The 24,324-nt window shown below is 39.7% G+C and carries 22 protein-coding genes; 2 read left to right on the top strand and 20 right to left on the bottom strand.

Features of this window, described 5'->3' with window-relative positions; genetic code table 11:
• Positions 1 to 145: 145 nt before the first annotated feature.
• The 15 genes from asnB to CUR83_RS04295 form a co-directional block, all read right to left on the bottom strand.
• Positions 146 to 2,050: an asparagine synthase (glutamine-hydrolyzing) gene (gene asnB, locus CUR83_RS04365; RefSeq protein ID WP_284719159.1), complete on the bottom strand. Its 1,905-nt coding sequence runs from the start codon at positions 2,048 to 2,050 to the stop codon at positions 146 to 148.
• 14 nt (positions 2,051 to 2,064) lie between these two features.
• Positions 2,065 to 3,174, bottom strand: a complete 1,110-nt coding sequence (locus CUR83_RS04360) for a glycosyltransferase (protein WP_284719158.1) — start codon at positions 3,172 to 3,174, stop codon at positions 2,065 to 2,067.
• Positions 3,175 to 3,242: 68 nt separating this feature from the next.
• Positions 3,243 to 3,761 carry an IS630 family transposase gene (locus CUR83_RS04355; protein ID WP_284719816.1) on the bottom strand — a complete coding sequence of 173 codons (519 nt, stop codon included), beginning with the start codon at positions 3,759 to 3,761 and terminating at the stop codon, positions 3,243 to 3,245.
• Complete coding sequence (locus CUR83_RS04350) at positions 3,730 to 4,086, bottom strand: IS630 transposase-related protein (RefSeq protein ID WP_284719157.1); 357 nt, start codon at positions 4,084 to 4,086, stop codon at positions 3,730 to 3,732. Before CUR83_RS04350 ends, CUR83_RS04355 begins: the two co-directional genes overlap by 32 nt.
• Positions 4,087 to 4,255: 169 nt before the next feature.
• Positions 4,256 to 5,668, bottom strand: a complete 1,413-nt coding sequence (locus tag CUR83_RS04345) for a lipopolysaccharide biosynthesis protein (protein WP_284719156.1) — start codon at positions 5,666 to 5,668, stop codon at positions 4,256 to 4,258.
• A complete protein-coding gene (locus CUR83_RS04340) occupies positions 5,668 to 6,837 on the bottom strand; it encodes a glycosyltransferase (protein ID WP_284719155.1) in 1,170 nt (389 codons plus the stop codon). The genes CUR83_RS04345 and CUR83_RS04340 overlap by 1 nt, the downstream gene beginning before the upstream one ends.
• On the bottom strand, positions 6,834 to 7,913 hold the full coding sequence (locus CUR83_RS04335) for a DegT/DnrJ/EryC1/StrS family aminotransferase (RefSeq protein WP_284719154.1): 1,080 nt from the start codon (positions 7,911 to 7,913) through the stop codon (positions 6,834 to 6,836). The genes CUR83_RS04340 and CUR83_RS04335 overlap by 4 nt, the downstream gene beginning before the upstream one ends.
• Position 7,914: 1 nt before the next feature.
• Entirely contained in the window at positions 7,915 to 8,496 is a 582-nt protein-coding gene (locus CUR83_RS04330) for an acyltransferase (RefSeq protein ID WP_186474886.1), read from the bottom strand.
• A 12-nt stretch (positions 8,497 to 8,508) separates the two neighbouring features.
• Positions 8,509 to 9,453, bottom strand: coding sequence for a Gfo/Idh/MocA family protein (locus CUR83_RS04325; protein WP_284719153.1), 945 nt, complete (start codon positions 9,451 to 9,453; stop codon positions 8,509 to 8,511).
• Between the two features lie 21 nt (positions 9,454 to 9,474).
• Entirely contained in the window at positions 9,475 to 10,503 is a 1,029-nt protein-coding gene (locus CUR83_RS04320; protein WP_284719152.1) for an NAD-dependent epimerase/dehydratase family protein, read from the bottom strand.
• A 39-nt stretch (positions 10,504 to 10,542) separates the two neighbouring features.
• Positions 10,543 to 11,820, bottom strand: coding sequence for a Vi polysaccharide biosynthesis UDP-N-acetylglucosamine C-6 dehydrogenase TviB (tviB, locus tag CUR83_RS04315; protein WP_284719151.1), 1,278 nt, complete (start codon positions 11,818 to 11,820; stop codon positions 10,543 to 10,545).
• 40 nt (positions 11,821 to 11,860) lie between these two features.
• Entirely contained in the window at positions 11,861 to 13,780 is a 1,920-nt protein-coding gene (locus tag CUR83_RS04310) for a polysaccharide biosynthesis protein (protein ID WP_228724616.1), read from the bottom strand.
• Positions 13,781 to 13,893: 113 nt separating this feature from the next.
• On the bottom strand, positions 13,894 to 16,173 hold the full coding sequence (locus tag CUR83_RS04305; protein WP_186474891.1) for a GNVR domain-containing protein: 2,280 nt from the start codon (positions 16,171 to 16,173) through the stop codon (positions 13,894 to 13,896).
• A gap of 45 nt (positions 16,174 to 16,218) precedes the next feature.
• Positions 16,219 to 16,650 carry a low molecular weight protein-tyrosine-phosphatase gene (locus CUR83_RS04300; protein ID WP_186474892.1) on the bottom strand — a complete coding sequence of 144 codons (432 nt, stop codon included), beginning with the start codon at positions 16,648 to 16,650 and terminating at the stop codon, positions 16,219 to 16,221.
• 12 nt (positions 16,651 to 16,662) lie between these two features.
• The gene (locus CUR83_RS04295) at positions 16,663 to 17,748 is read right to left on the bottom strand and encodes a polysaccharide biosynthesis/export family protein (RefSeq protein WP_284719150.1); all 1,086 of its coding nucleotides are present in this window, start codon (positions 17,746 to 17,748) and stop codon (positions 16,663 to 16,665) included.
• 539 nt (positions 17,749 to 18,287) lie between these two features.
• Between CUR83_RS04295 and rluB the strand changes: the two genes are divergently transcribed.
• Entirely contained in the window at positions 18,288 to 19,217 is a 930-nt protein-coding gene (gene rluB, locus CUR83_RS04290) for a 23S rRNA pseudouridine(2605) synthase RluB (protein WP_284719149.1), read from the top strand.
• A 140-nt stretch (positions 19,218 to 19,357) separates the two neighbouring features.
• On the opposite strand, the gene CUR83_RS04285 is transcribed toward rluB, so the two are convergent.
• The 3 genes from CUR83_RS04285 to CUR83_RS04275 form a co-directional block, all read right to left on the bottom strand.
• Positions 19,358 to 19,909 (bottom strand): hypothetical protein, encoded by a 552-nt coding sequence (locus CUR83_RS04285; protein ID WP_284719148.1) that lies wholly within the window; start codon positions 19,907 to 19,909, stop codon positions 19,358 to 19,360.
• An 81-nt stretch (positions 19,910 to 19,990) separates the two neighbouring features.
• Entirely contained in the window at positions 19,991 to 20,659 is a 669-nt protein-coding gene (locus tag CUR83_RS04280) for a hypothetical protein (RefSeq protein WP_284719147.1), read from the bottom strand.
• Positions 20,660 to 20,877: 218 nt separating this feature from the next.
• Positions 20,878 to 21,627, bottom strand: coding sequence for a hypothetical protein (locus tag CUR83_RS04275; protein WP_284719815.1), 750 nt, complete (start codon positions 21,625 to 21,627; stop codon positions 20,878 to 20,880).
• Positions 21,628 to 21,806: 179 nt separating this feature from the next.
• Here CUR83_RS04275 and CUR83_RS04270 point away from each other — a divergent pair, with 179 nt between their 5' ends.
• Entirely contained in the window at positions 21,807 to 22,409 is a 603-nt protein-coding gene (locus CUR83_RS04270; protein ID WP_284719146.1) for a LysE/ArgO family amino acid transporter, read from the top strand.
• A gap of 75 nt (positions 22,410 to 22,484) precedes the next feature.
• Here the strand turns inward: CUR83_RS04270 and CUR83_RS04265 are convergent, their stop codons facing one another.
• Both CUR83_RS04265 and nadC read right to left on the bottom strand, forming a co-directional pair.
• On the bottom strand, positions 22,485 to 23,126 hold the full coding sequence (locus CUR83_RS04265) for a MarC family protein (protein WP_093070668.1): 642 nt from the start codon (positions 23,124 to 23,126) through the stop codon (positions 22,485 to 22,487).
• A 219-nt stretch (positions 23,127 to 23,345) separates the two neighbouring features.
• Positions 23,346 to 24,206, bottom strand: coding sequence for a carboxylating nicotinate-nucleotide diphosphorylase (gene nadC / locus CUR83_RS04260; RefSeq protein ID WP_093070670.1), 861 nt, complete (start codon positions 24,204 to 24,206; stop codon positions 23,346 to 23,348).
• Positions 24,207 to 24,324 lie beyond the last annotated feature (118 nt).

Below are 24,324 nucleotides of genomic sequence, written 5' to 3'. Positions count from 1 at the left end.
AAAATGCAAATACTCAATTTTACAGGTAATCACTATAATTAGGCTATGACATCCATACATAATCTTTTATAGTTAATTTGAATTCTCAAACACTTTTATGTATATATAAAGTACTGCATAGGATAAGCGAAATAAACTGCAACATTCATAATCCCACCTTAATATTATTGTCCAACCAGCTTTGGAACATTAACACACTCCATAGTTTTGAAGAGTTGTCTTTATGACCTTCTAGGTGCTCTTTCCAAGCCTTTCTAATTTTATCCGGATAAAAGTAGCCTTCTTCTGTTAGCCGTTTCTCAGCTAGCAATGGTTCTGCCCACTCTCGAAGTGGTCCTCTCAACCATTGGGCTAAAGGTATAGAAAACCCTTTTTTAGGACGCTCAATCAATTCCTTTGGCACATACTTATATAACACTTCTCGTAATACCCATTTACCAGATTTATCACGGATTTTCATATCAATTGGTAATTGCCAAGCTAGCTCGACCACTCGATGATCCAGCATAGGTACACGCACTTCAAGACTGTTAGCCATAGCGGCACGATCAACTTTCACCAGTATATCGTCAACCATATATTGCTGGGCATCCATACTCATCATCCACTCTTCAAATGAGTCAACGTTAGACCATTGAGACTTATCCGTCAGTGCCGTAGGGACCTTTTTTGCACCGATGACCAGCTGCTCAGAATTTTTCCAATGGCTAATTACTAAGTTGTAAAACTCAGCTCGATTATCAACCGGCAAAACCTCAACTAGCTTTAATAGCTTTTCAGGCATCGGTAGTCCTGATAGTAATTTAGCAGCCAGTTTACGAACAGGCGTAGGCAGTGGACTTACTATTTTCCAGATCTTCGGTAATAGCTGATAGGTATTATAACCACCAAATAGTTCATCACCAGCATCGCCACTTAACGCCACCGTAACATGTTGCTTTGCCATTTTACTCACCAGATACGTGGGTATCTGCGAGCTATCGGCAAACGGTTCACAAAAGATACTTGAGAGCAATGGAACCACTTCTAGAGCATCTTTAGCCGTTACATAGAATTCTGTATGCTCCGTCCCCAAGTGCTCGGCTACTGCTTTGGCATACTCAGCTTCATTATATCCTGGTTCATCAAAGCCAATAGCAAAGGTCTTGATAGGTTGTTTGCTCTCGGCCTGCATCAGAGCAACAACAGTACTGCTATCCACACCACCGCTGAGGAAAGCGCCCAAAGGCACATCCGCTGCCATCTGTCCGACAAGGCTCTGTTTAATGGTATGCTCAAGCAAATCAATTGCTTCAGCATCAGAACCGGTAAAAGGAGCAGATACTCCCTTTTCAACGGTTTCTTTTAGACTCCAATAAGATATAGGAGAAACCTCTTCCCTAGCCTGATCTATCTTTATTTTAACAAAATGACCCGGCAATAGTTTTTCTATACCGCCATAAATCGAATAAGGTGCTGGAATATAATTATAGCGAAGTAATAATGCTAAAGCATCTCTATCTATTGCTGCATTAAATGCTGGATGTGCTTTCAATGCTTTCAGCTCTGAACCAAAGAGTAATGTCTGTCCTGACCAGCCCCAATATAAAGGCTTCTCACCCATACGGTCACGAGCGAGTGTTAACTCTTTTTGTTGTTGATCCCACAATGCAATAGCGAACATACCCACGAGTTTTTGAAGCGTCTCTTCCCATCCAAAAACCTGTATTGCTTTCAATAAGGTTTCGGTATCTGAGTGCCCTTTCCAGATGATAGTTGGAATAGAATTCTCGATTTCTTGACGGATTTCTAAGTGATTGTATATTTCACCGTTAAAGGCCATAACATATCTGTCATCGTCAGAGAGCATAGGCTGATGGCCAGAATCCGTTAAATCCAATATGGCAAGTCGGCGATGACCTAAAGCTATTTCATCATAAATATCATACCAAAAGCCTACTGAATTAGGGCCTCTATGGGAAATAGATTTGGTCATTATTCTTAAAGTTCTTGTAACATCACTTTCATTTAAGTATATAGAACTTCTTAAAAACCCTATTATTCCACACATATTAAAACACCTTTTTATAGTTCTAATTTCTTAATAGCTTGTATCGTTTTTAACGCTGTTTTTTTCCATCCAAAAACATCAACTAAGTTATAATCTAAAAATTTGTAGGAATTTTTATAGTTATCAAGGCTGCTAATGAATTTATCAAAGCTTTCTACTAAGTTGCCTTCTTCCTCAAGTAACAAGCCAAAATCATTTTCCTGAATAAACTCTTGTCCATTTATATTAGTAGAGAATATTGGCAAACTTGATGCAACATACTCTAAAGTCTTCAAAGAAGATACTTTGACATTTCTATGCCTTTCAAACTCATAGAGTACAATTGCAGCATCGATACTTGCATAGAACTCAGGTAACTGAGAGTAGTCCAACTTGCCAGTAAAGATTACGTTTTCTGGTGCAGATTCTTGAATCTCAGCTTTCAAGTCACCATGCCCTACCATAATAAAATCGATATTAGGGAAATATCTTGCTAATTTAGAGATATCAGCTGCTCCATCCCATGAAGTAAATGTACCTACATAGCCAACTTTCAATTGTGAAGATGTATTTTTTTTATTATAATTTTTTCTAAAGAAACTTGTAGCTACTCCATTTGCGATAGTGATAGTATTAATAATTTTTTTATAGCGCTTTTTAAGAGTATTTTCAATACCACTACTAACACATATATTTAGTTGAGCATTTTCAACCAACCATTTTTCTTGAAGCTTAACAATATATGAATATATAAAACTCTTTTTTGAAGATATTGAATCTTCTTTTGCTAGTCCATTAATTTCTAACACGAACTTCTTCTTGTTTACTAAAAAAAATATTGTTTGAAGTAAGTGCCAATGACTTAGGCGAATATAAATTAAGTCATATTTCTTATGATTTAATATAAGATAGTAGAAAACTTTAGAGTCATAAATTATTTGTCTAACTCCTCTTAAATCAGGTATCTGAATACTTTTTAATTTAAAAGAAGATTGAACAATAGTTTCCTTTTTAGTCCAGCTAGGCGAAATACCTACTACTTCAAAGTCACTATGCTCAACTACCTCATTCCATAACTCCAAATAATGAATTGCTGGACCCCAAGATATACCTAGATCATTAGAAGTAATAGTCAAAATCTTCATCAAAAGCCCTTTAGTTCAATTATAAATTAATACGATTTAAGAGTATTAGCACTAATTTTTGTATATAGTCAGTTTAACACAAAATCGATACAGCCCATATCATAAAACAGTTTAGGTAGATTATTCTTCATCCATCCTTGGTGTAGGAATTTTACTTGTGCCCATTTCTTTTCAATAGGATTCAGATCAGGACTGTAGGGTGGTAACCATAAAATACGATGACCATGTCTATTAAGTAGCTTTTGAATACGCTTACTCTTATGAAATCTGGCATTATCCATTACAATCACGCATTTGGTTTTAAGACTTGGGATTAGCTTGTGTTTGCACCAGTGATAGAAGACGATGCTGTTGATGTTTGTCTCAAAGTAATCTAGGGCAAACAGCATCTTTTCATATAGAGCACCGATAACGTTGGTTCGCTTTTTACCTTGCCAGTTGTAGCTATCGATACAAGGCTTACCAATCGGTGCATAACCATGAGAGCGAATGGTCTTGTGCTCAAAGCCGCTTTCGTCCATATAAACAATGGGATAGCATTGCTGCGTAAATCTATCAAGCTTTCTCTGATACGCCGCTCTTTTTATTGGACACGCTTTTGGATGCTCTAATGTCTTTTTTTTGACTGATGCCTAGGCGCTTTAGGGCATGATAAATGCCTGTTTTACTACAATTTAAACGACGGGCTCGCTCATACTGGTAATCATCAGGATGTTCTTTGACATCATTAAGTAGCACGTCATCTGGTATTTTATAGGGTTTGGTTTGCCTGGTTGCTTTGCTCTGAACAAGTCTCTTCCAGTTTTGTATGGTGGTTGGGCTGAGATTATAGAATTCAGCCGCCCCGGCAAAGGTCATACCCTCGTCTAAGCTTTTTAGTACTTGTTTGCGAAAATCTAGTGAGTAAGTCATGGTCTTTATAATAACAATTGGGTCTAATAATTAATTTATAACACTTTTAAATGGGTTTGGCTATATCTTTATATTTAATAGTCTACAACTAAGTTGCATTAATTATCCCTGACTTAGAATGCCTTAAGACTATTTTTTGATTATTAAATCGCTTAGTAAACACTTGCATTTAGTTTACTAAAACCTTTGATTGTTTTAAGGCTAATTTAATAGATTTACTAAATAGTAGTATACCTGTGATAAATAGCAATCCCCAAATTAGTACTGATAAATAATTTATATGGGAAAATAAAGAAGAAATTATTGTAAAACCTAATAACACAGTAATCACAACATAAGACTTAGCTCTAGGAATATCTCTCCAAACCTTACAAGATAATTCGGTTCTTAAAATATAGAAAAACCAAAATGAAAAAGCGGTAGAAATAGCCGCCCCCAGAGCCCCCATTTCAGGAACCAATAAATAATTCCCTACTGCATTGGATAACATGGCAAGTATAGAGGCAAACATTGAATAGCTTGTTTTTCTAGCAATAGCTATCCCAACAGAGGTGGTTTCTGAAAGGGTATAAAAAAGTGGTGCTAATAAACATGGGGTAATTAAATACTGTATGGCTGCATACTCTTTTGGGAGAAAAAATGGCAGAACCCAAGAGAATAAACCAGATAAAACGATTATAAAGTAGATAGCTGCTAATAAGTGCTCTGATATTTCATCAATCTTACTTAGATTCATCTCTTCATTTTTAACCCACTTATAAACCAAAGGCGCCCATATAGTATTAAAAATACCAGAAAAAACGGTAGCAACAGCTGCGATACTCATGGTCACTGAGTATACACCTAGCTCTGCAAACGTCGACAGGCCACGTAAAAAAAGCCTATCCATAACATTCAAGCCCCAAGAGGCTAAGCCTCCTACAACTAAAGGTAGTCCAAATAACAATAAAGGCTTGAATCTTAACCAATTAAATCTGTATTTAAACGAAGCTAACCACTCTTTACGAGTATTCCATGAAAATACTAAAAATACTGCTAGTATAGATAAGAAATGTGCAGTAACTAAGGTATAGATATCTTTTTTGAATCCTAGCCAAACTGTCGAAATGATGAATATTAAAAATATGATTTTAGGTAGAAGTTGACTCATCGAGAATGCTAGAGCCTTCTCCTGCATCCTTAGTACTAAAGACAGAAAACGAGAGATAATGCTTAAAATAAAACAAGTAATGCTTATAACACTTAGATAGACGCTTGGAATTTCGTATAGCCACTCAGAAACTAAGGTAGGCTTTATGATAAATACTAAACTATATGCTAGCATTGTTAAAAACAATCCAGGCATAAGTGTAAGCTTTAACAGCTCTGGCGTATCTTTTACCTCATGGTATTCACGTACATATGCTTGATCGAGACCTAAACAGAAAAGTAACACCGAAAAGCTTGCTACTACTTGTAGCATTGATATTCTACCAACGTCTTCTACCGAAAAAAACCAAGTGATTATTGGTAGAGAGATTAAGCCAAGGATTCCAGAACCTATAGGACCTATAGCATAGCTTAAAATAGTCTTTTTATTCATTAATTTGAACCAGAAAGTACAGATTGATAGACATTGCCAAGCTTTGAAGTTACCGCTTCTTCGCTGAAATTATCGATGCAATACTCTCTGATGTCGTTTGAATTATATTTATTATAGCTTAAGTATGTATCCAACATAGCTTTAGAGAGTTCACTAATATCGTCTACCTTAACTAGTTTGCCGACTTTCTCATTAACTATACTTTCTGGGCCACCACATTTAGTTGCTATCACTGGTTTACCCAACGCTAAAGCCTCAACTAAAACCACACCAAATGTTTCGTATCTACTAGGCAATACAAATACAGAACTGTTTGCCATCTCTAACTTAACTCTTTCACGAGAGAGGCTTCCTAGAAATACGACTTTACTTTCTAGATTTAACTCGCTAACCAATTTTTGTAGATTTACTTTTTCTAGACCGTCACCACCAATATGCAGCACTGCATTAGGTATCTTATTCGTAATATCAGAGAAAGCTGTTATTAAATTATCAACAGCTTTTTTTTCTGTTAGTAAGCTAATACTTAAATACTTAAATGTTTCTTTTGGTTCTTCAATATTAGCATTTAAGAAATCATTATTAACAATATTAGGGATGTAATTCCAAGTTTCTAGGCCAAAAAAACTATTTAATAAATTAGAAAAAGGTTCACTTACTGCGATATTGTAATCAGCTGCAGAAACTATTTTTTCGAGATTTTTAATCTCGTTTTCTTGTATTAATCCTCTTGCAAAAGCAGTACTATGCTCTGTAACCACATAGGGGATTTGATATTTATTTTTTATTTCTAAGGCTAAATAACCCGCAGGTTTTAAAGAATGAACATGGATAATATCTGGAATTCCGAATTTAGCAGTATAGTTTTCAAAAAGCTTTAATCCATGACTTACCCATCTTTTGCGTTGGATTCTGTGTAATTTAGGTATTGCTAAATAATGAAATTTATAAGTATGTAGGCCGTTATCGTTAATATACTCTCTTCCATGGGGTTGTAAACAAACCCTCTTTATATCCTTTATACTTTTAACTTGGGGATATATCACACCAACTTTATTCCCTGCTTTCCTTAAAGCGTGGGCTTGTTCACGAAAAAAACTTCCCCCGATATCTCCTGTAGTATGTGGATACCAAGAAGGAATAATTAGAATATGTATTGGTTTATTCATTCAGCTAAGGCCTTAACTATTTTTTTCTGTTCTTCACACTTTAAATAAGGATGCATCGGTAAGCTCATTACTTTTTGAGCCACTTCATCACCTACTGGCAGTATTGCATTGATATCTGCAACGGCAGGTTGCTTATTTAACGGAATAGGGTAATGTACGGCTGTAGGGATACCCTGCTCTTTTAGCTTCGCTTGCACCTCATCACGATTATCAACTTGGATAGTGTATTGCGCCCACGCACTCTGATTATGTGCTTCGATAAATGGTATCGTCCTAATACCTGCTTCAGTAAAGAGTTGATTGTACGTCTCTGCCACGCGCTGACGTGCTTGCATCTCATCATCTAGGATTTCAAGCTTAGGCAGCAATATCGCTGCTTGTAAAGTATCTAATCGGCTATTGACCCCTACACGTATATGATGATATCGGCGATCTTGACCATGGCGTGCTATTTGACGAATTATTTTAGCCAATTCTTCATCATTAGTAAAAATAGCCCCACCATCACCGTAGCAACCGAGCGGTTTACTTGGGAAAAAGCTGGTGCAAGCAATAGTTGTTAAATTACAAGATTTTTTACCTTTATACGTGGCACCAAAGCTTTGTGCTGCATCTTCAATCACTGGAATATTATGTTTAGCTGCAATAGCATTGATAGCATCATAGTCTGCGCATTGCCCATAGAGACTGACACCGATGATAGCTTTAGTACGCGGCGTAATGGCAGCTTCAAGTTGCTCGACATCTAGGTTATAAGTTTTTGGATTGATATCTACATAGATAGGTTTGGCACCTAGTACCGCGACCGTCTCTGCTGTCGCAATATAAGTAAATCCTGGCGTGATGACCTCGTCTCCAGGACCGATATCAAATGCCATTTGGGCAATTTGTAGCGCATCAGTACCATTGGCACAAGTGATACAGTATTTAGCACCTGTATATGCTGATAGCTTTTCTTCAAGCTCATGAACTTCAGGGCCTAAAATATATTGACCATGGGCCAATACTTTTTGAATATTGGCTTGTAACTTATCATTTATGACTGCTTGCTGTGCTGCTAAATCAATAAACTGCATATTAAGCCTCCTTGGCTAATTGGCCATTGGAAAGCACATATTTACTGCCAGTATGTTCGCATATTGCTTCACCGTTACCAGTGAGCGGTATGTCTAACTTCTCACCATACTCACTCATCCAAGCAATTTGTTTTGCAGGTACGCCTACCATCAAGGCATAGTCTGGAACATCTGTGTTTACTACTGCACCTGCTCCCACGAAAGAATATTCGCCGATGGTTATCCCGCACACGATAGTGCAGTTTGCACCTAATGTGGCACCTTTTTTTACTAAAGTATTGAGATATTCATCTTTACGCTCAATGAGAGAGCGTGGATTATATACATTGGTGAAGACCATACTTGGTCCACAAAACACACCCTCTTCTAGAGTTACATTATCATAAACTGATACATTGTTTTGTACCTTGCAGTAATCACCAATAATGACTTTATTACCTATAAAGACGTTTTGACCAAGTGAAACACCTTTTCCAATTTTAGCCCCACCACAGACATGTACGAAATGCCAGACTCGAGATCCTTCACCTATTTGAGCACCATCATCGACTATTGCGCTAGAGTGCTGATAATAATCATTCATTATCATATTTCCTTATCTACTCAAGAAAGGATGATAATCACCCTGTAAACCAATAGGCTGAGCATCGCGAATATGAGCTACAGTACTAATCGCGGTACGATTTTCTTCTAAGCCAAAACCATTACCTGCCAATATCTGCTCGTAGCTACGATTATGTAAGTCGGTAAAACCGCCAGAGAACTCAATATCTTCACCATCCACCGTAATCGATCTAAATGTACGCTGTCCTGTAGCCAATATATCAGCTGGCACATCTTCTAAATCAATAGATAGGAACCAGCGCACACGAGCATTTTCATATTCTAGAAAACCAGAAGACTTCGTCTCTGAAACATGATGTACAATATTTTGCTGTAAATCACCAAATATAAAATGCAGCATATCAAAGAAATGCACCCCTATATTAGTTGCAATTCCTCCCGACTTATTAATATCACCTTTCCATGACTGTAAATACCATTTGCCCCTAGAAGTGATATACGTTAGATCGACTTCATATTTTTTATCTCGTGGTTGGCTTTTTACTTTTTCTCTTAGCGCAACGATAGCAGGATGCACTCTTAGCTGAAGAATGGTATTTACTTTATGCCCTGTATCTTTTTCTATTTCTAATAAACCATCAATATTCCAAGGGTTTAAAACTAAAGGCTTCTCACAAATAGCATCAGCACCACTACGTAAAGCAAAACGCATATGAGAATCATGTAGATAGTTAGGAGAACAAATTGACATAAAGTCTATTTTTTTATTTTCAGCTTGACGATGCAACTTATCTACATGTCGATCAAATCTTTCAAACTCAGTAAAAAAATGTGCTTCAGGAAAATGGCTATCTATAATTCCTACAGAGTCGTTCGGATCATAAGCGGCAACCAATTCATTTCCTGTAGCTTTAATGGCTTGCATATGTCTTGGAGCAATATATCCAGCAGCTCCTATTAGCGCAAATTTCTTCATTACATATCCTATTAAATAAGTTTATTTGTGATTTAGTACATACCAAGGCATCGCTTTTTCAATACCTTGAACAATATCAAACTGTGGCGCATAGCCTAATGCATTTTGTATTTTGCTAATATCAGCCTGACTATGACGCACATCCCCTGCTCTAAAATCTCGATAGACTGCTGCTTGAGTGTAGCTAACGCCATTAGTACTTAAATGCTCTGTAAGCGCTGAAAACAGTGTATTAAGGGTAGTACGACCACCGACTGCTACATTATACACCTCATTTTTAGCCTCATCATTAGCCGTCGCTGCTAGGATATTTGCTTGTACAGCATTTTCAATAAAATTGAAGTCACGACTAGTCTCGCCATCGCCGTTGATAAAGACTTCATCGCCTGTAATCATCGCCGCCGTCCATTTCGGTATCACCGCCGCATAGGCACCGTCTGGCGTTTGACGCTTACCAAAGATATTGAAATACCGTAGACCTATTGTCTTAAAGCCATAAGTACGTGAGAATACATCTGCATACAGCTCATTAACATATTTAGTCACCGCATACGGCGATAAAGGATTACCAATAGCATCTTCTACTTTTGGCAGTGCCGGATGATCACCATATGTTGAGCTACTAGCAGCATAGGTGAAGCTAGCTACATTAGCATCACGAGCGGCTACCATCATATTTAAGAAGCCTGAAATATTAGTCTCATTGGTTGCGATAGGATCAGCGATAGAGCGCGGTACTGAGCCTAGCGCTGCTTGATGCAGCACGTAATCAACACCTTGACAGGCTTTCGAACAATCAGTTAACTGACGAATATCACCCTCTATAAAAGTAAAACCTTCCCACTGTTCAGCGCTTACTAAACTTTTTACTTCATCTAAATTATACTGAAAACCTGTGGCGAAATTGTCTAACCCAACCACTTTTTGATCAAGCAATAATAGTGTCTCAAGCAAATTAGAGCCGATAAAGCCCGCTACTCCTGTGATAAGCCAAGTTTTAGGCGTCTGTACTAATGTTTCTTTCACTTTATTGTAGGTTGTCGCTGTCATAGTATTGCTCGCATGCTGTTATTGTAAGACTATATAGGCTTATAGACGGATATCTGTGTCTTCTTTGGCGAACACATACTTCAGATCATATAGCACATGATTATGTTTACCTAAACTTCTTATATGCGCTACGCCCATATCGACAAACTCACTGTGAGCTACTGCTAAAATAATACTATCATAGCTATTGGCTGTAGGCTCATTGACAGGCTTAACACCGTACTCTCTTTGGGCCTCTACAGCATCTACCCATGGGTCGTACACATCGACCTCGATATTATATTCTTGCAGCTCGTGTACGATATCAATAACCTTAGTATTACGTACATCTGGGCAATTTTCTTTAAAGCTAAGACCTAGAATTAGTACCTTTGCGCCTTCTACCTGAATGCGCTTTTTAATCATGGTTTTGACCAACTGCGTGACTACGTACTCGCCCATGCTATCGTTTAAGCGACGGCCCGCTAAGATAATCTCAGGGTTATAGCCGATGGCTTGAGCTTTGTGCGTCAAGTAGTATGGATCAACCCCGATACAGTGGCCGCCGACTAGACCTGGACGGAACGGTAAGAAATTCCATTTAGTACCAGCAGCTTCTAGCACTGCTTCAGTATCGATACCCATTTTATTAAAAATAACTGCAAGCTCATTAATGAGAGCAATATTGACATCTCGTTGCGTATTTTCGATAACTTTTGCTGCCTCCGCTACCTTAATACTAGGTGCTTTATGAGTACCAGCAGTGATGATTAAGTTATAGACTTCGTCGACAAAGTCCGCAATCTCAGGCGTTGAACCAGCGGTGACTTTCAGAATGTTAGTTACACGGTGCTCTTTATCACCTGGGTTAATACGCTCAGGGCTATAACCTGCATAAAAGTCTTGATTAAAGGTTAGGCCTGATACCTGCTCTAGTACAGGGATACACACTTCTTCAGTCGCGCCAGGGTATACGGTTGATTCATAAACGACGATATCACCTTGCTTCAATACGCCGCCGATTGCTTCCGATGCTTTTATAAGCGGTGTTAAGTCAGGTTGTTTGTAGTCATCAATAGGAGTAGGTACAGTCACAATAAAGAAGTTACAGTCCTTTAACTCATTGATATCTGAGCTGTATCCTAAATGTGTAGCTTCTGCTAACTCCTCTTCACTGACTTCTAAAGTATGATCAATACCTGTATTAAGTGCTGAAATACGTTCAGCATTGATATCAAAGCCTATAACCGAGTGATTTTTACCGAACTCTACTGCTAATGGTAGCCCCACGTAACCAAGACCAATAACGGCAATTTTAATATTATCAATATTTAGCATAGTATCTATCAACCAACCTTATCAATGAGTGTTTTCCAAATTAGGAGTGAACTGTAGTATCTTCTTTATATCCATCTACAAAATGTTTGAACTGCAACTTTAACCATACAACGTCGTATAATTGAGATTTTTCTGGTAACTTCTCTAATACCCGTTCAAGATCTGCTAGAGAAAACCTATGCTCCATAGCTTGCATAATAAGAGGATGAGCAGTTTCTTCAACATTGTCATCACCGATTATGAGCTCTTCATAGAGCTTCTCACCAGGACGAAGACCTGTAAAGACAATTTCGATATCACCATTAGGATGCTTATCGTCTTTGACCTCATGCCCACTTAGGCGAATCATACGCTGAGCCAGATCGACAATCTTTACTGGCTCTCCCATATTAAGCACAAAAACCTCACCACCTTGCGCCATAGCACCTGCCTGTATTACTAGATTAGCAGCCTCTGGAATAGTCATAAAATAGCGTGTCACATCAGGATGGGTGACAGTAATTGGAAGACCTTTTTCGATTTGTTTGGTAAAAACAGGTACTACAGATCCTGATGAGCCTAGCACATTGCCGAATCTAACCATACTAATACAGGTTTTGCTACCTGGCTTGATTGAATTGGCTTCATAACTTAATGCCTGACACACAAGCTCAGCTAAACGCTTTGTGGCACCCATCACATTAGTAGGTCTAACAGCTTTGTCAGTAGATATCAAAACAAAAGTTTCTACATCTGTTTGAATAGCAGCACGCGCACAATGGTAAGTACCGCGACTATTATTAATAACCCCTTGAAACGGATTGTGCTCGACCATAGGCACATGTTTATATGCTGCTGCATGGTAGACTGTTTGTACATGATAAGTCTGAAATATCCGCATAAGGTTATGCTCATCAGTCACATTACCAATAATGGATACGATTTGAATATCCTGATATTCATTACTACTAGCCTGTTTTGCCAAAAGCTCTTGGTGAATACTATAAAGGGCAAACTCTGATAGCTCGTATAACACCAGACAAGTTGGTTTATTTTTGATGATTTGACGGCACAACTCACTACCGATAGAGCCACCAGCCCCTGTTACCAAGACAGATTTATGAGCGATATTTTTCTTCAGCAACTCTTCGTCTGGCTCTACAGTTTGGCGGTCTAATACGTCTAATATATCGATCTTGCGCATATGGCTAACCGTGACTTTTTCGTCAGCCAATTCTTTTAGACTGGGTAGTTCTTTTATCTTGATAGAGATATGTGAAAGCTTTTCAATAATTTTGCGCTTACGAGCACGGCTAATCGAGGGTACTGCCAAAAATACTTGGGCAATATCAAGGGTATTTACGATATCCAATAAGTTATCAGTATGGTAAATCTTTTTACCCATAATATGGGCACCTGTTAGCTGACGATCATCATCAACAAAAGCAACCACACTATATTTATGTGAGTTACTCAAACCTTTCATCAACTCCTGCCCTGCTTCACCTGCACCATAAATCAAAATATTATCGTAGTCTATAAGCTCACCCTCAAAACGCTTACCTTGCCATCGCTTCAATAATTCTTTAATTGTCAGACGACTGTTCCACAGCCAGATATAAAGCAAAAACAGAAACAAAATAGGGGTCGATCGAGGGATTTGTGGCAGTACATCAAAGTAGATAATCAGTTCATAAAAAACAATCAGCACAAAAAACAGCTGCAATACACCACTCATAACCGTATCAAGAAACCCTCTAGATACGCCATGATAAAAGCCTACAAGGTATAAACCAATGACAGGAATTAAGGCATATAAACTTAATGTCCATAAACTAATATGAAGCTCGATATAACCATATCGCAATAATAGTGACAAAAACAGACAGGCAATAGCCATTATAAAGTCTGCGCTAATCAAAATCAGACGCTTGACATATCTTGGCAGCGACAACAGGTACTGAGCGATAGATTGCAACACATTTCCACCTATAAGCTTCGGCTTACGTTTGACACTATGTAAAGACGTTTCAACCATATGGATTGTCTATTCATACCACATCGTTTTTAAGAACTAAGTTAGTTAATAGCATACTACTGGTTGTTACCATAGGCATAACTATAATGATAGCTGTATTTGCTCATGATACCCTGCTGTACGTCATTTAAGATAATTCCATCTACTTCTATATTTGCCTTATTCATTTGATTGACCGCATAGACCAGCTGTCCCTCAATTGAGTTATCATATCTAGTTACCATCAATACTTTATTAGCATATTGCGCCAGTATCATTGCATCGGAAGCTGCTAGGATCGGCGGTGAATCAATAATGATATAGTCATAGTGTGAGCTTAACTCTGTCATTAGGTTATTGAGCCTGCTATCAGACAACAGCGATGCAGGATTACGTGGATACTCGCCCCTTGGCATAAAATCAATATTATCTATATTGGTCGGATGGATAAAGCTCGCTAGATTACTGATATTTTGGGTGGTGATAGCTTCTGGGACTTGAGCGTTATTCTGCGCAAAATCAGTCATATTTTGTGATAATTTATCTTGCGATAGATAGTCGGCCAAACCGTTATATTGGGTCATACCAAATATTTTATGCAGCTCACCCAAGCGCATATCTGCGTCCATAATCAGCACCTTCTTGTCTAACTGAGCAAAAACTTCCGTTAGATTGGCCGAGATAAATGATTTACCAACGCCAGGACTCTCACCAGTGATAAGTATAACTTTCGCCCTTTGGCCCGCTTGCTCTGGTGTCGTCATACCGAACATCAGGCTCGTTCTTAGGCTTTTGATGGCTTCATAACTCAAGCTGTTACTATCAGTATAGGCCAGCAAACGACTAGGCGTTTTCTTATCTTTACGTAATCTGGTCAGTAAAGGTGAACGAGGAATCGTTGCGACCACAGGTACACCCGTTTTTGCTTCGATACGTTCAGGGTCTTTAACCACATTTCTAAGCATGTTTTTCAGGAGTACGAGCAATACACCTATCATAGTGCTTAGTAGCGTTGCTAACACCCAAATTTGTGGCTTATTTGGCGCAATAGCATTGAAAGTATTGATAGGCAAATCAATAATACGAGCGTAGCCGATCTGACCAGCTCTCACGACTTTTAGCTGTTCATAATTTTTTAGCAGTGTTAGGTATATTTCTCTATTAATCGCTGTATCTTCAGACAACTGTAAGAACTCCCTTTGTATTTCCGGCAATCCTTCAATGGTGTCATCTATATTTTGTTTTCTACGATTAAGTACGTCGAGTTGTTCGTTGATCTGGATGACTAATGGATGCTCTTCCGTATAATAGGTAGTCAAATCAGCTTTTTTCAGCTTGAGCTCATTAATCTGTGTATCAATTTGAGAGTTCTCTGATAATAAAAGTTCAGCTTCTTTGCTAACGTCAATAGTACCGTTATTTTCACGGAATTTATTAAATGCTGCTTCAGAATCTTCTAACTTTTTCTTCAAGTCTGGGATCTGTGTTTCCATAAACTTGATTGTTCTGGTTGTTTCTTCAGTGCCCCGCGTTTGGTTCTGATCTACATAAGACAGAATTATTTCTTTCAATATCAAACTGACTTGCTGTTGGTTAGACCCTGTCATAGACAGTTCAACAATACCAGTCTGTTGCCCTTGCTCAACTACGGATAGCTTGCTGTTTATTGAATCAGTAGTAACCTGTAGAGATTGCTTGGCTAAGTTGATAGGATGAGAGTTGTCAGGTAAATCAGTCACAGTAATCTGAATCTGACCATCTACACCCTTAAATAAATGCGGTTTATTCAACTGGCCTTTAAAATCATCGAACCCATTGCTCAGGACAAAACCTGTTTCGGATTTGGTCAGAGTAAATATTTGATTAAGATAAGCTTGCGATACATTGAACTGGCTAATCTGAGCATCGCCGTCTTCTGTTTGTAACGATACACCATCAGGAGTATTAACTTGGGTAGCGACGCGATCACTTTTGATCCGATCAATATAGCCGATAGAAGGATCCGTTAGACGTATACGCAAGTTTAACTTATCTACTACAGGCTCAAGTATCATACGAGATCTTATCAGCTCGGACTCTGTCTGAGCTTTGCTCGATTGTGGAGCGATGAGCTCTGATGCACTTGTACCTAATGCTGATATACCTTGAGAGTTTTCCTCTATTTGTATCAAAGCATCGGATTTGAAAGTGGGGTTCACATAGCGCCCGTACAGCACACCAATCAATAAGCCAATTAATGCGAAAAACAATACAGTTTTCCAGCCACGCAAAATGGCAAACAGCAGCGCCATAAGATCAATGTCATCATTATCTTCTTTCGAAACAGGGTTTGATAAATTTTTCGAATCTGTACTCATAACTATAGGTCTACCACTTCAGCTTGTTCATCGGATAAGCATTACTTAGTTAATTTTATCGGCCCACTGATCGAGACCATCAACAATATCTTGATATGCTGTCTCAAAAGCGCTCATTTCATGTTTATATGGGTCAGCAATATCCTTATTTTGCCAGTGACCAAGCTTGAAGGTTTTACCACGGCAAAATGGCCAACGTTCCTCAATCCATTTAGTCTGACTATCTGACATGGTAAAAATAAGATCAGCTTTTTTTACTAATTTTTCGTCGATTTGTTTGGCTATATGGTCTGTAATATCTATCTGCTGTTCAGTCATAATCTTGAGAGCAGATGAATCTGCAGGATGTCCAATTAAAGCACCAACGCCTGCGGAGTCAATTACTTTGTTAGGATAACGCTCTTTTAACAAAGCTTCTGCCATTGGGCTACGGCAAATATTACCAACACAAACAACCAAAATATTATCAAACGCCATGCTTATCACTTCCTATAAAGTTGAAAAACTTCTGATTGCTGAAGTTGATGGTAACAAAGCACTGATAACACGGTTCCAGCGCGTCAGACCAGTTGGGTCGACATAGACAATATCATTAGGCAACATCTCAAACCGGCTAGTCAGTGGAAAGCTAGTGAGCGCCTGCATATCTACATAGTATATATTTGTACGCTGATATTCAGGTTGATCACGTACTACGTAGATCTTAGCCGCATTAGCCGTATTAGAATTCAGACCAGCTGACTCCCCAATCACCTGCGCTAAGCTCAACCCCTGGTCAATAATAGGTACAGGTGCAACTTTGCCAAACTCTCCCAAAACATACACTTTATTGATGTCTTCGCTACTGACACGAATAGAGTCACCATCTTGTACATAAATTTGATTGGCTGATAATCCCGCCTGCTGCAGAGACTGTAATCCCATACGATAATCAATACCATTTCTTCTCAATACAATACTGTTTGAGTTACCTTCTCTCGTCGTACCACCAGCCATAGATATTGCACTGTACAATGACACAGGTTCGTCAGCAATATTGAATTGACCAGGCTTGTTAACCTCACCATCGATAAAAAACTTATTGCCTCGATACTCAGCAACTTTCACTTGCGGATCTGCATACTTTAGGTAGCGTTGCAATCTTGAACTTAGGTTTGCGGTGAACTGTGGAACACTTAGCCCGCCAGCTTGTATACGACCTATCAACGGAAACTGTATAAACCCCTGCTGATCAACAGGATAACCAGATGCTCCTGCAGCATTAATATCAGGATAATCTACCAAGATAATACTTAATACATCAGAGGATGCAATACGGTAATTCATCCTATTAGACGATCGTACTAGGTCAGATAGGTTGGCACTCATTTGTGAGCGAGCGACTTGTTTAGGTGGCAATGTGGCGAGAGTCAATGGCAGTACATTGAAATTAATACCATTCTCTGCAGTAAAAGATCCACTGGGCGGTAACTGACCAGCTTGAAGCCCAGAATTGATGGTTGTAGTAGCACATCCATAGAGCATACTACTAGCTAACAAACACGCTGCACTCAACAACTTAGTTGTCTGTCTCATATCAAAAAGCCTCTTCTATTACTGCAATCACATAAAACGACTAAAAACAGTTTTGTATTAATAAATTTGTATCGATGTTATTTTTTTACATCTTCCACAAAAATAATCGGCATCATAACATAAGTTATCTGTTATACAGTAATGTTCTTATTGATTGATACAAAAAGCTATTTTTAAACTAATTACTCCATGTAGCATATAAATTCTTTTTATCAATTACAACTAAATATATTACGTATATTAATCACTGATTGAATTTATACTAAATTCTTACACTGCTATGTTGCTGCATATGTACGACTATCTAAAAGCTGTTAAACATTCTTAGTAAAAATATGCAAGATTTTGTTCAAATTGGCTTGAGTACAGTTGCGAGGTGTATAAGTCAAAAAATACAGTACAAGCAGTCTTTTACTAGTATAATGCTGCTCACAGCAAACAATGCATTTTCTTACCTATTATCATTTATAATCTAGTATAAACAATTGTGAATCATTATACATTGAGAAATGTAAACCCACCGACTCAAGGACATTAAGATGAAAGATGAAAAATTACAAAAAGCACTCGCCCGTATGGGCCTTGGCTCACGCCGTCAAATGGAAGAAGTGATTAAAGCAGGTCGCGTATCTGTTAATAACGGTCCAGCAACGATTGGTGACCGTGTCACACCAGGTGATGAGATTCGTGTGGATGGTCGTCAGATCAAATATACCGCCGAAAATGAGAAGCGTCGCCGAGTGATCGCTTATTACAAACCTGAAGGCGAAGTCTGCTCAGCAAAAGATCCAGAAGGTCGTCCGACCGTATTTGAGCGCTTGCCAAAGCTCACTCATGATCGCTGGGTTATGGTGGGACGTTTAGATATCAATTCAACTGGCCTATTATTATTTACCAATGATGGTGAGATGGCGCATCGCCTAATGCATCCTTCTAGCGAAGTGACACGTGAATATGCCGTTCGTGTGCTGGGTGAAGTAACTCCTGATATTGCTCGCACCTTGACTGCTGGTGTTATGTTAGAAGATGGCATGGCGCAGTTTGACGATATCAAAGAAGGCGGCGGCGAAGGCGTTAACAAGTGGTATCACGTCCAGCTCAAAGAAGGTCGTAACCGCGAAGTACGTCGTTTATTCGAGTCTCAAGGTCTAAAAGTCAGTCGTCTACTACGTACACGTTATGGCACGATTTCTTTGCCAAAAGAGTTACGTACAGGTCGTTTCTTAGAGCTCGATAAAAAAGAGATCAATACATTGACCGATTTGGTGAGCTTACGTCCACGTTATGGCACAGGTCTACATGGTGCGGCTAAAGAAAAGCAAGAGCGCATCAGAAACAAGCCGCTTAAAGCGCGTCGCACGGACACTCGTAATGACAATCGCAACAGCAGCGCGAAGCCTAAAAAAAGCAGTGCTAGCCCTGCCAGCCGCGGCACGCGTAATAGTCGTGACCGCAATGATAAGCACTAATTCAGTTTATTTAACATTATTCTAAGTTTTTGATAGATTTAGAATAAACATAAAAAAGCGGTCAATAACTATTCATCATTGACCGCTTTTTTTATGTCTTTTTTACAGGCCTCACAGTGACTCAGTATAAAAATAACGGCTCAGCTGTCGTGGCTATTAATATAATGCGTCATGACTCGCAGCTCTTTTAGCTGCTCCCCGTCCATTTGTGCCAGTAGTCTATCCAAACGCTGTTCGATATTATCTAAAACACTTTGCAATAACTCACTAGCCTCTAACCTCTTTTCACTATTCTCATTAGTGACATTTATATTTGTGAATTGGTAGTGACTGGCTAGCATTTCAGGTAGCCGAGTTTGCAGCATTTTGTTCAATACAAACTGCGCTTCTGTTATAGCAGGTGTTTTATGTTGAACTTGTAATGCTGCCTGATAAGCTTGATAGCTACTCACTTTGTTATCGATACGCTTTAATTGCCGTAGCTGCTGATCTGACAAGCTTTTTAAGTGCTTTTTATTCAAGTTAAGCTGCTCCCAACTTAACGTAGCCAGTGACAATGGCGCATGATCATCTTGATATATAAGCACACCTGGGGTAATACCGACCGCTTTGTGCAATGCATGCCAGCCTTTTCTACCTAGATAAAAAGTCGTGACGGTCGTTACAATACCGATGCCTATCAATATACTCATAACTGCTCGCTACTCATCACTCAATTCTATGTATGACTACTTATCGTTGGCACTTAGCACTTAGCATTTAGCATTTAGCATTTAGCGTTTAATATCTTCTGCTACTGGATTTTTCACATTCGCGCTACTCAAAGTAGGTGACTCAATAGCCTCTGTTTTCTTACTGAGATTACTCAGCGGCTGCATTGTTGACTCTGCATTTGGATGATCAAAACGCGCTTGCAGATAGCGATTGGTCGCGAGCAGTTTTTGCCCATCTTGATGGTATGAGGCATTGAGTAAATCGTCAAACTGGGTATTGATCGTCTTAAGCACTTCTAACAATGCTTGTTTGCCAGTGACATCTGAATGTTTGATTTTGGTGGTATCAGCACGCGCCCCATCTGTCACATCTAGATCATACAAGCGGCGATAATCGGCCACGGCTTGCGGAATGTGTCGGTCCATCAGATTTTGGATCATAATATAGGTTTCATTGATGGTGTCTTTATCATCAATTTTACCGTCATTATTGGTATCACCATAAATCAAGCGGAGTTTTTTGCCTTTTCGATTGATTTGCTCAAGTGCTGTTTTGACTTCAACGGGTAGGCTTTTCTCTGGTATATAGCCTAGTTGCGGCATGGCAGTATATTCCAGCATTTTGGGCGCGGTAACTTTCTTAATACCACGATACCCCAGATATAACCCAGCGGCCGGCAGCACTCCGTATAATACAAACATCACTAACATAGCAGTCACTTGGGTCATCGGGTTTTCCTTATTATTTGACAGAATTGTTTGGCAGATTTCTTGTTATTTTAATCAGTATTTTAAGCTAGGCGGTTTTAGTGTCATCAACTTTATTGCTTAGCACTGCTTTTATTAAACAAAAAAATAAGGCTCTATGAAAGCCTTATATTGTTATACATTGAGTCTGTTATGTTTTTGGATAGGCGTTTGCGCTTATCCATAGAATCCTACCATCCTTAGCTTTGTGTCCGGCTCTTGACATAGCGATGGGTTGAGGCAAGACGATTTAAAACGGTTTGATGCAATTCATCCAATAGCTCATCAAGCTCATAATCAATTTCTAAAAACAAATCGGTCAACATATCACCTGCGGTCATTTTACCCTGTACCATATTGTTTTTGGTGCGATGCGGACTAAAGCGCTGCAACTGCTCGTAATGATGTAGCGCTTCTGGGATGCTCTCGGACACCAGCTTATCAATGACAAATTGTCGCTCATTATGTTGCTGCTGCTGTTGCTCGTTTAGCTCACTACTCCACTCACGATAGCGTTTTAGCTTACCATTGATACGATCTAATATCGCAACGGCTTCGATAGGCATCGCATTTAGGGTGGCCTCATCGACCACATCAACAAGCTCAGTCATAATCGGACAACGTCCATGTTTGAGATACCACAAGGTATCGGGGTCAAAAGGTGGTCTATTGGTCGGTTGCATTTGGGCGCGATTGGACAAATAGCGATCAGTCAGCGGGGTTGATGAGTGAATATCATTTACTTGCGCCAATGCATCACAGATGCGGTCTACTCGCTCAGGCGCTGTGAGTGGCGGACGCTGGCGATCTGCTTGAGTACTGCTATTCGTATGATCGATATCCACATGATTAATATCATTATCCATGTGCTGACTGGCACCTATTTCCTGCGCATTTTTGGCAGCTAGCGTTGGTAGGTCATCTTGCGCTTGCCCAAATGACTTTAGCATTCTTGTCAAACTAACGACCATAACTTGCTCTGCCCCTCGTTCGATACCTGCAATCTGTGCTCATATTGCATACCTTCATTCAATAGCGTATCTTAACAGGTTTTTGCTGACCTGCCAGTACGCAAAGTGTCAACATTCCTACTCTCTCCGCTCACTTCCTAAATGCTAAGCGCCTTGTTATGAATGCTCCCGATTATATCTCTGGTTTCCTGCTTGGGTTATCGCTCATCATCGCCATTGGCTCACAAAATGCCTTTGTACTCAAACAAGGTCTCAAACGTGAGCACATATTTTTTGTTTGCCTGTTTTGCGCGGTGAGCGATGCGCTCTTGATATCAGCAGGCGTTGGTGGATTTGGTGCGGTCACCGCACGCTATCCGCATGTGATCGATATTGCAAAAATAGCAGGGGTTTTATTTTTGTTGGGTTATGGCTTACAGAGTCTGTATGCCAGCGTACGCGTATCTCATGCGCTGACGGTCGAGGGACAAGTAGTGAGTAGCTTAAAAAAAGCGCTGCTGCTCTGCTTTGGCTTTACGTGGCTAAACCCACACGTCTACTTAGATACATTGGTACTCGTTGGGATGGTTTCAACAGGCGCAAGTAGTAAGCTCACCTTTGCCATTGGGGCAATTAGCGCCTCATTCTTTTTCTTTTTTGCGCTCGGTTACGGTGCACGATTGCTCAGACCTCTATTTGCGAAGCCCAAAGCGTGGAACATACTGGATGCGTTGGTAGGATTGCTGATGTTGTATCTGGCTTGGCATTTATACCAAAGCTAAATACAACATTAGGCATTAAATCTAGATAAATTAAGAGGATTTTAAGTGCTCAATATTAGACACAGAATAAATAGCTTAGATTAAAGCAGGAAACAGTGTGCGCAGACCGCTAACGATAATCTCGATAGACACGGCTGCTAATAGCATACCCATGATCCGACTCATGATGTTAAGACCGGTATCACCCAACAAACGACTGATACGACCAGCAGCCATCAATGCCAAGTAGCAAAATAAACTAATGAAGAGACCAGCAATGATGATGGCAGATACCTGCAAAATGCCTGAGACTTGCGATGAATAGATAATAACGGTAGAAATACCACCTGGTCCAATCATCATTGGTATCGCAATGGGGACCACTGCTGAGGCCATCGTCGGCGGTGCATCTTGCACGTGGTCGACATCGAAGTTCTCTTGATCAGGCTTAACAGGGTTGCCTTCACCGTTCATCATATTCAGTGAAATCAAGAACACCAATATACCACCAGCCAGCTGAAACGAGCCAATAGAAATACCTAGTGCCTTTAGTAGCGTCTCACCTGCCACCGTAAAAAAGCTAATGGTGATAAAAATGGTCAGACAGGCAACGCGTGCCACCTTACGTCGATTTCTCATCGAATAGCCGCGAGTCAAATCCAAGAACAACGTCAATGCGCTAAATGGATTGATCAATACCATAAAGGCTAGGATTATCTTGATAATTTCAGTATTCACTGAGCGCTCGCTTGTCTATTGATACCACTGGTGCAAAAAGAGAAGGCCATCGTGCGAGTGCGACGATGACCCAATAGGCAATTCATAATAGCATTGTAACATAGGCAGATAAGCGAGTTAAATCATTAACTTTGCTCGGTTACCCTTCTATGTCATCTTGGCGAAAAATCCAGCGAATATAAAAGCTATGACTCAGATAAAGCTGAAATAATTGATGGCCTATGCACTAAAATCTAAGCCAATATCCAAAGCGGTAGTACTGTGCGTTAGGTAGCCCATCGCGATAAAATCAACCCCTGTACTGGCGGCGGCTCGTACCGTTTCAGGCGTAATACCACCGGATGCTTCAGTCTTTGCGCGACCTTTACACATAGCAACCGCTTGCGATAAGATTTCTGGCGACATATTGTCTAGCAATACCAAACTCACACCCGCCTCTAGCGCCTGCTCTAATTGCTCTAGTGTATCGACTTCAACCTCAATCGGAATCAGATGCCCAGCAAAGTGTTGCGCTTGCTCGATAGCCGTCTTTATATCACCGGCAATAGCGATATGATTGTCTTTGATTAAAATCGCATCATCCAGTCCCAAACGGTGATTGCGACCGCCACCGCAGCGTACCGCGTATTTTTGTACAATACGCAGACCTGGGATGGTTTTACGCGTACAAGTAATCTGCGCCGGATATTGCGCCACGCTATCGACGATCTGGCGGGTCGCAGTCGCAATACCGCTAAGATGCGTCATGAAGTTTAATGCTGTACGTTCTGCTGTTAGCAGATGGCGTGCATTACCTTTTACAGTAGCCAATACGGCACCAGCAGCGACTGTTTCGCCATCCTGCACTTGAGCCACAAACTCAATGCTTGCATCAACTAAGGCAAAAGACAACCGCGCCAAATCCATACCGCATATCACACCTGATTGTCGTGCCTTAATTTGTAGCTGGGCTTGCATATCTGCTGGGATAGTGGCTTGCGAGGTGACATCACCACGCCTGCCCAAATCTTCCGCTAGCGCATCTTCTACCAAAGGTTTAAGCAATACGTCATCCAATACTGGCTCTTTTTCAATTGTCATGTTTGACCCTTATGTAGGCGTAATATGAATAAAAACTTCTAAATATTTAAACTCAAAATGAGCATAAATATAGCGTAAAGTTGACGCTCCTGCAAGGGAAGGTGAAAAAGTTTTTATT

The sequence above is a fragment of the Psychrobacter pocilloporae genome, from assembly GCF_029872915.1.
GTDB lineage: Bacteria > Pseudomonadota > Gammaproteobacteria > Pseudomonadales > Moraxellaceae > Psychrobacter > Psychrobacter pacificensis.
This window is presented reverse-complemented; position numbering and strand designations above follow the sequence as displayed.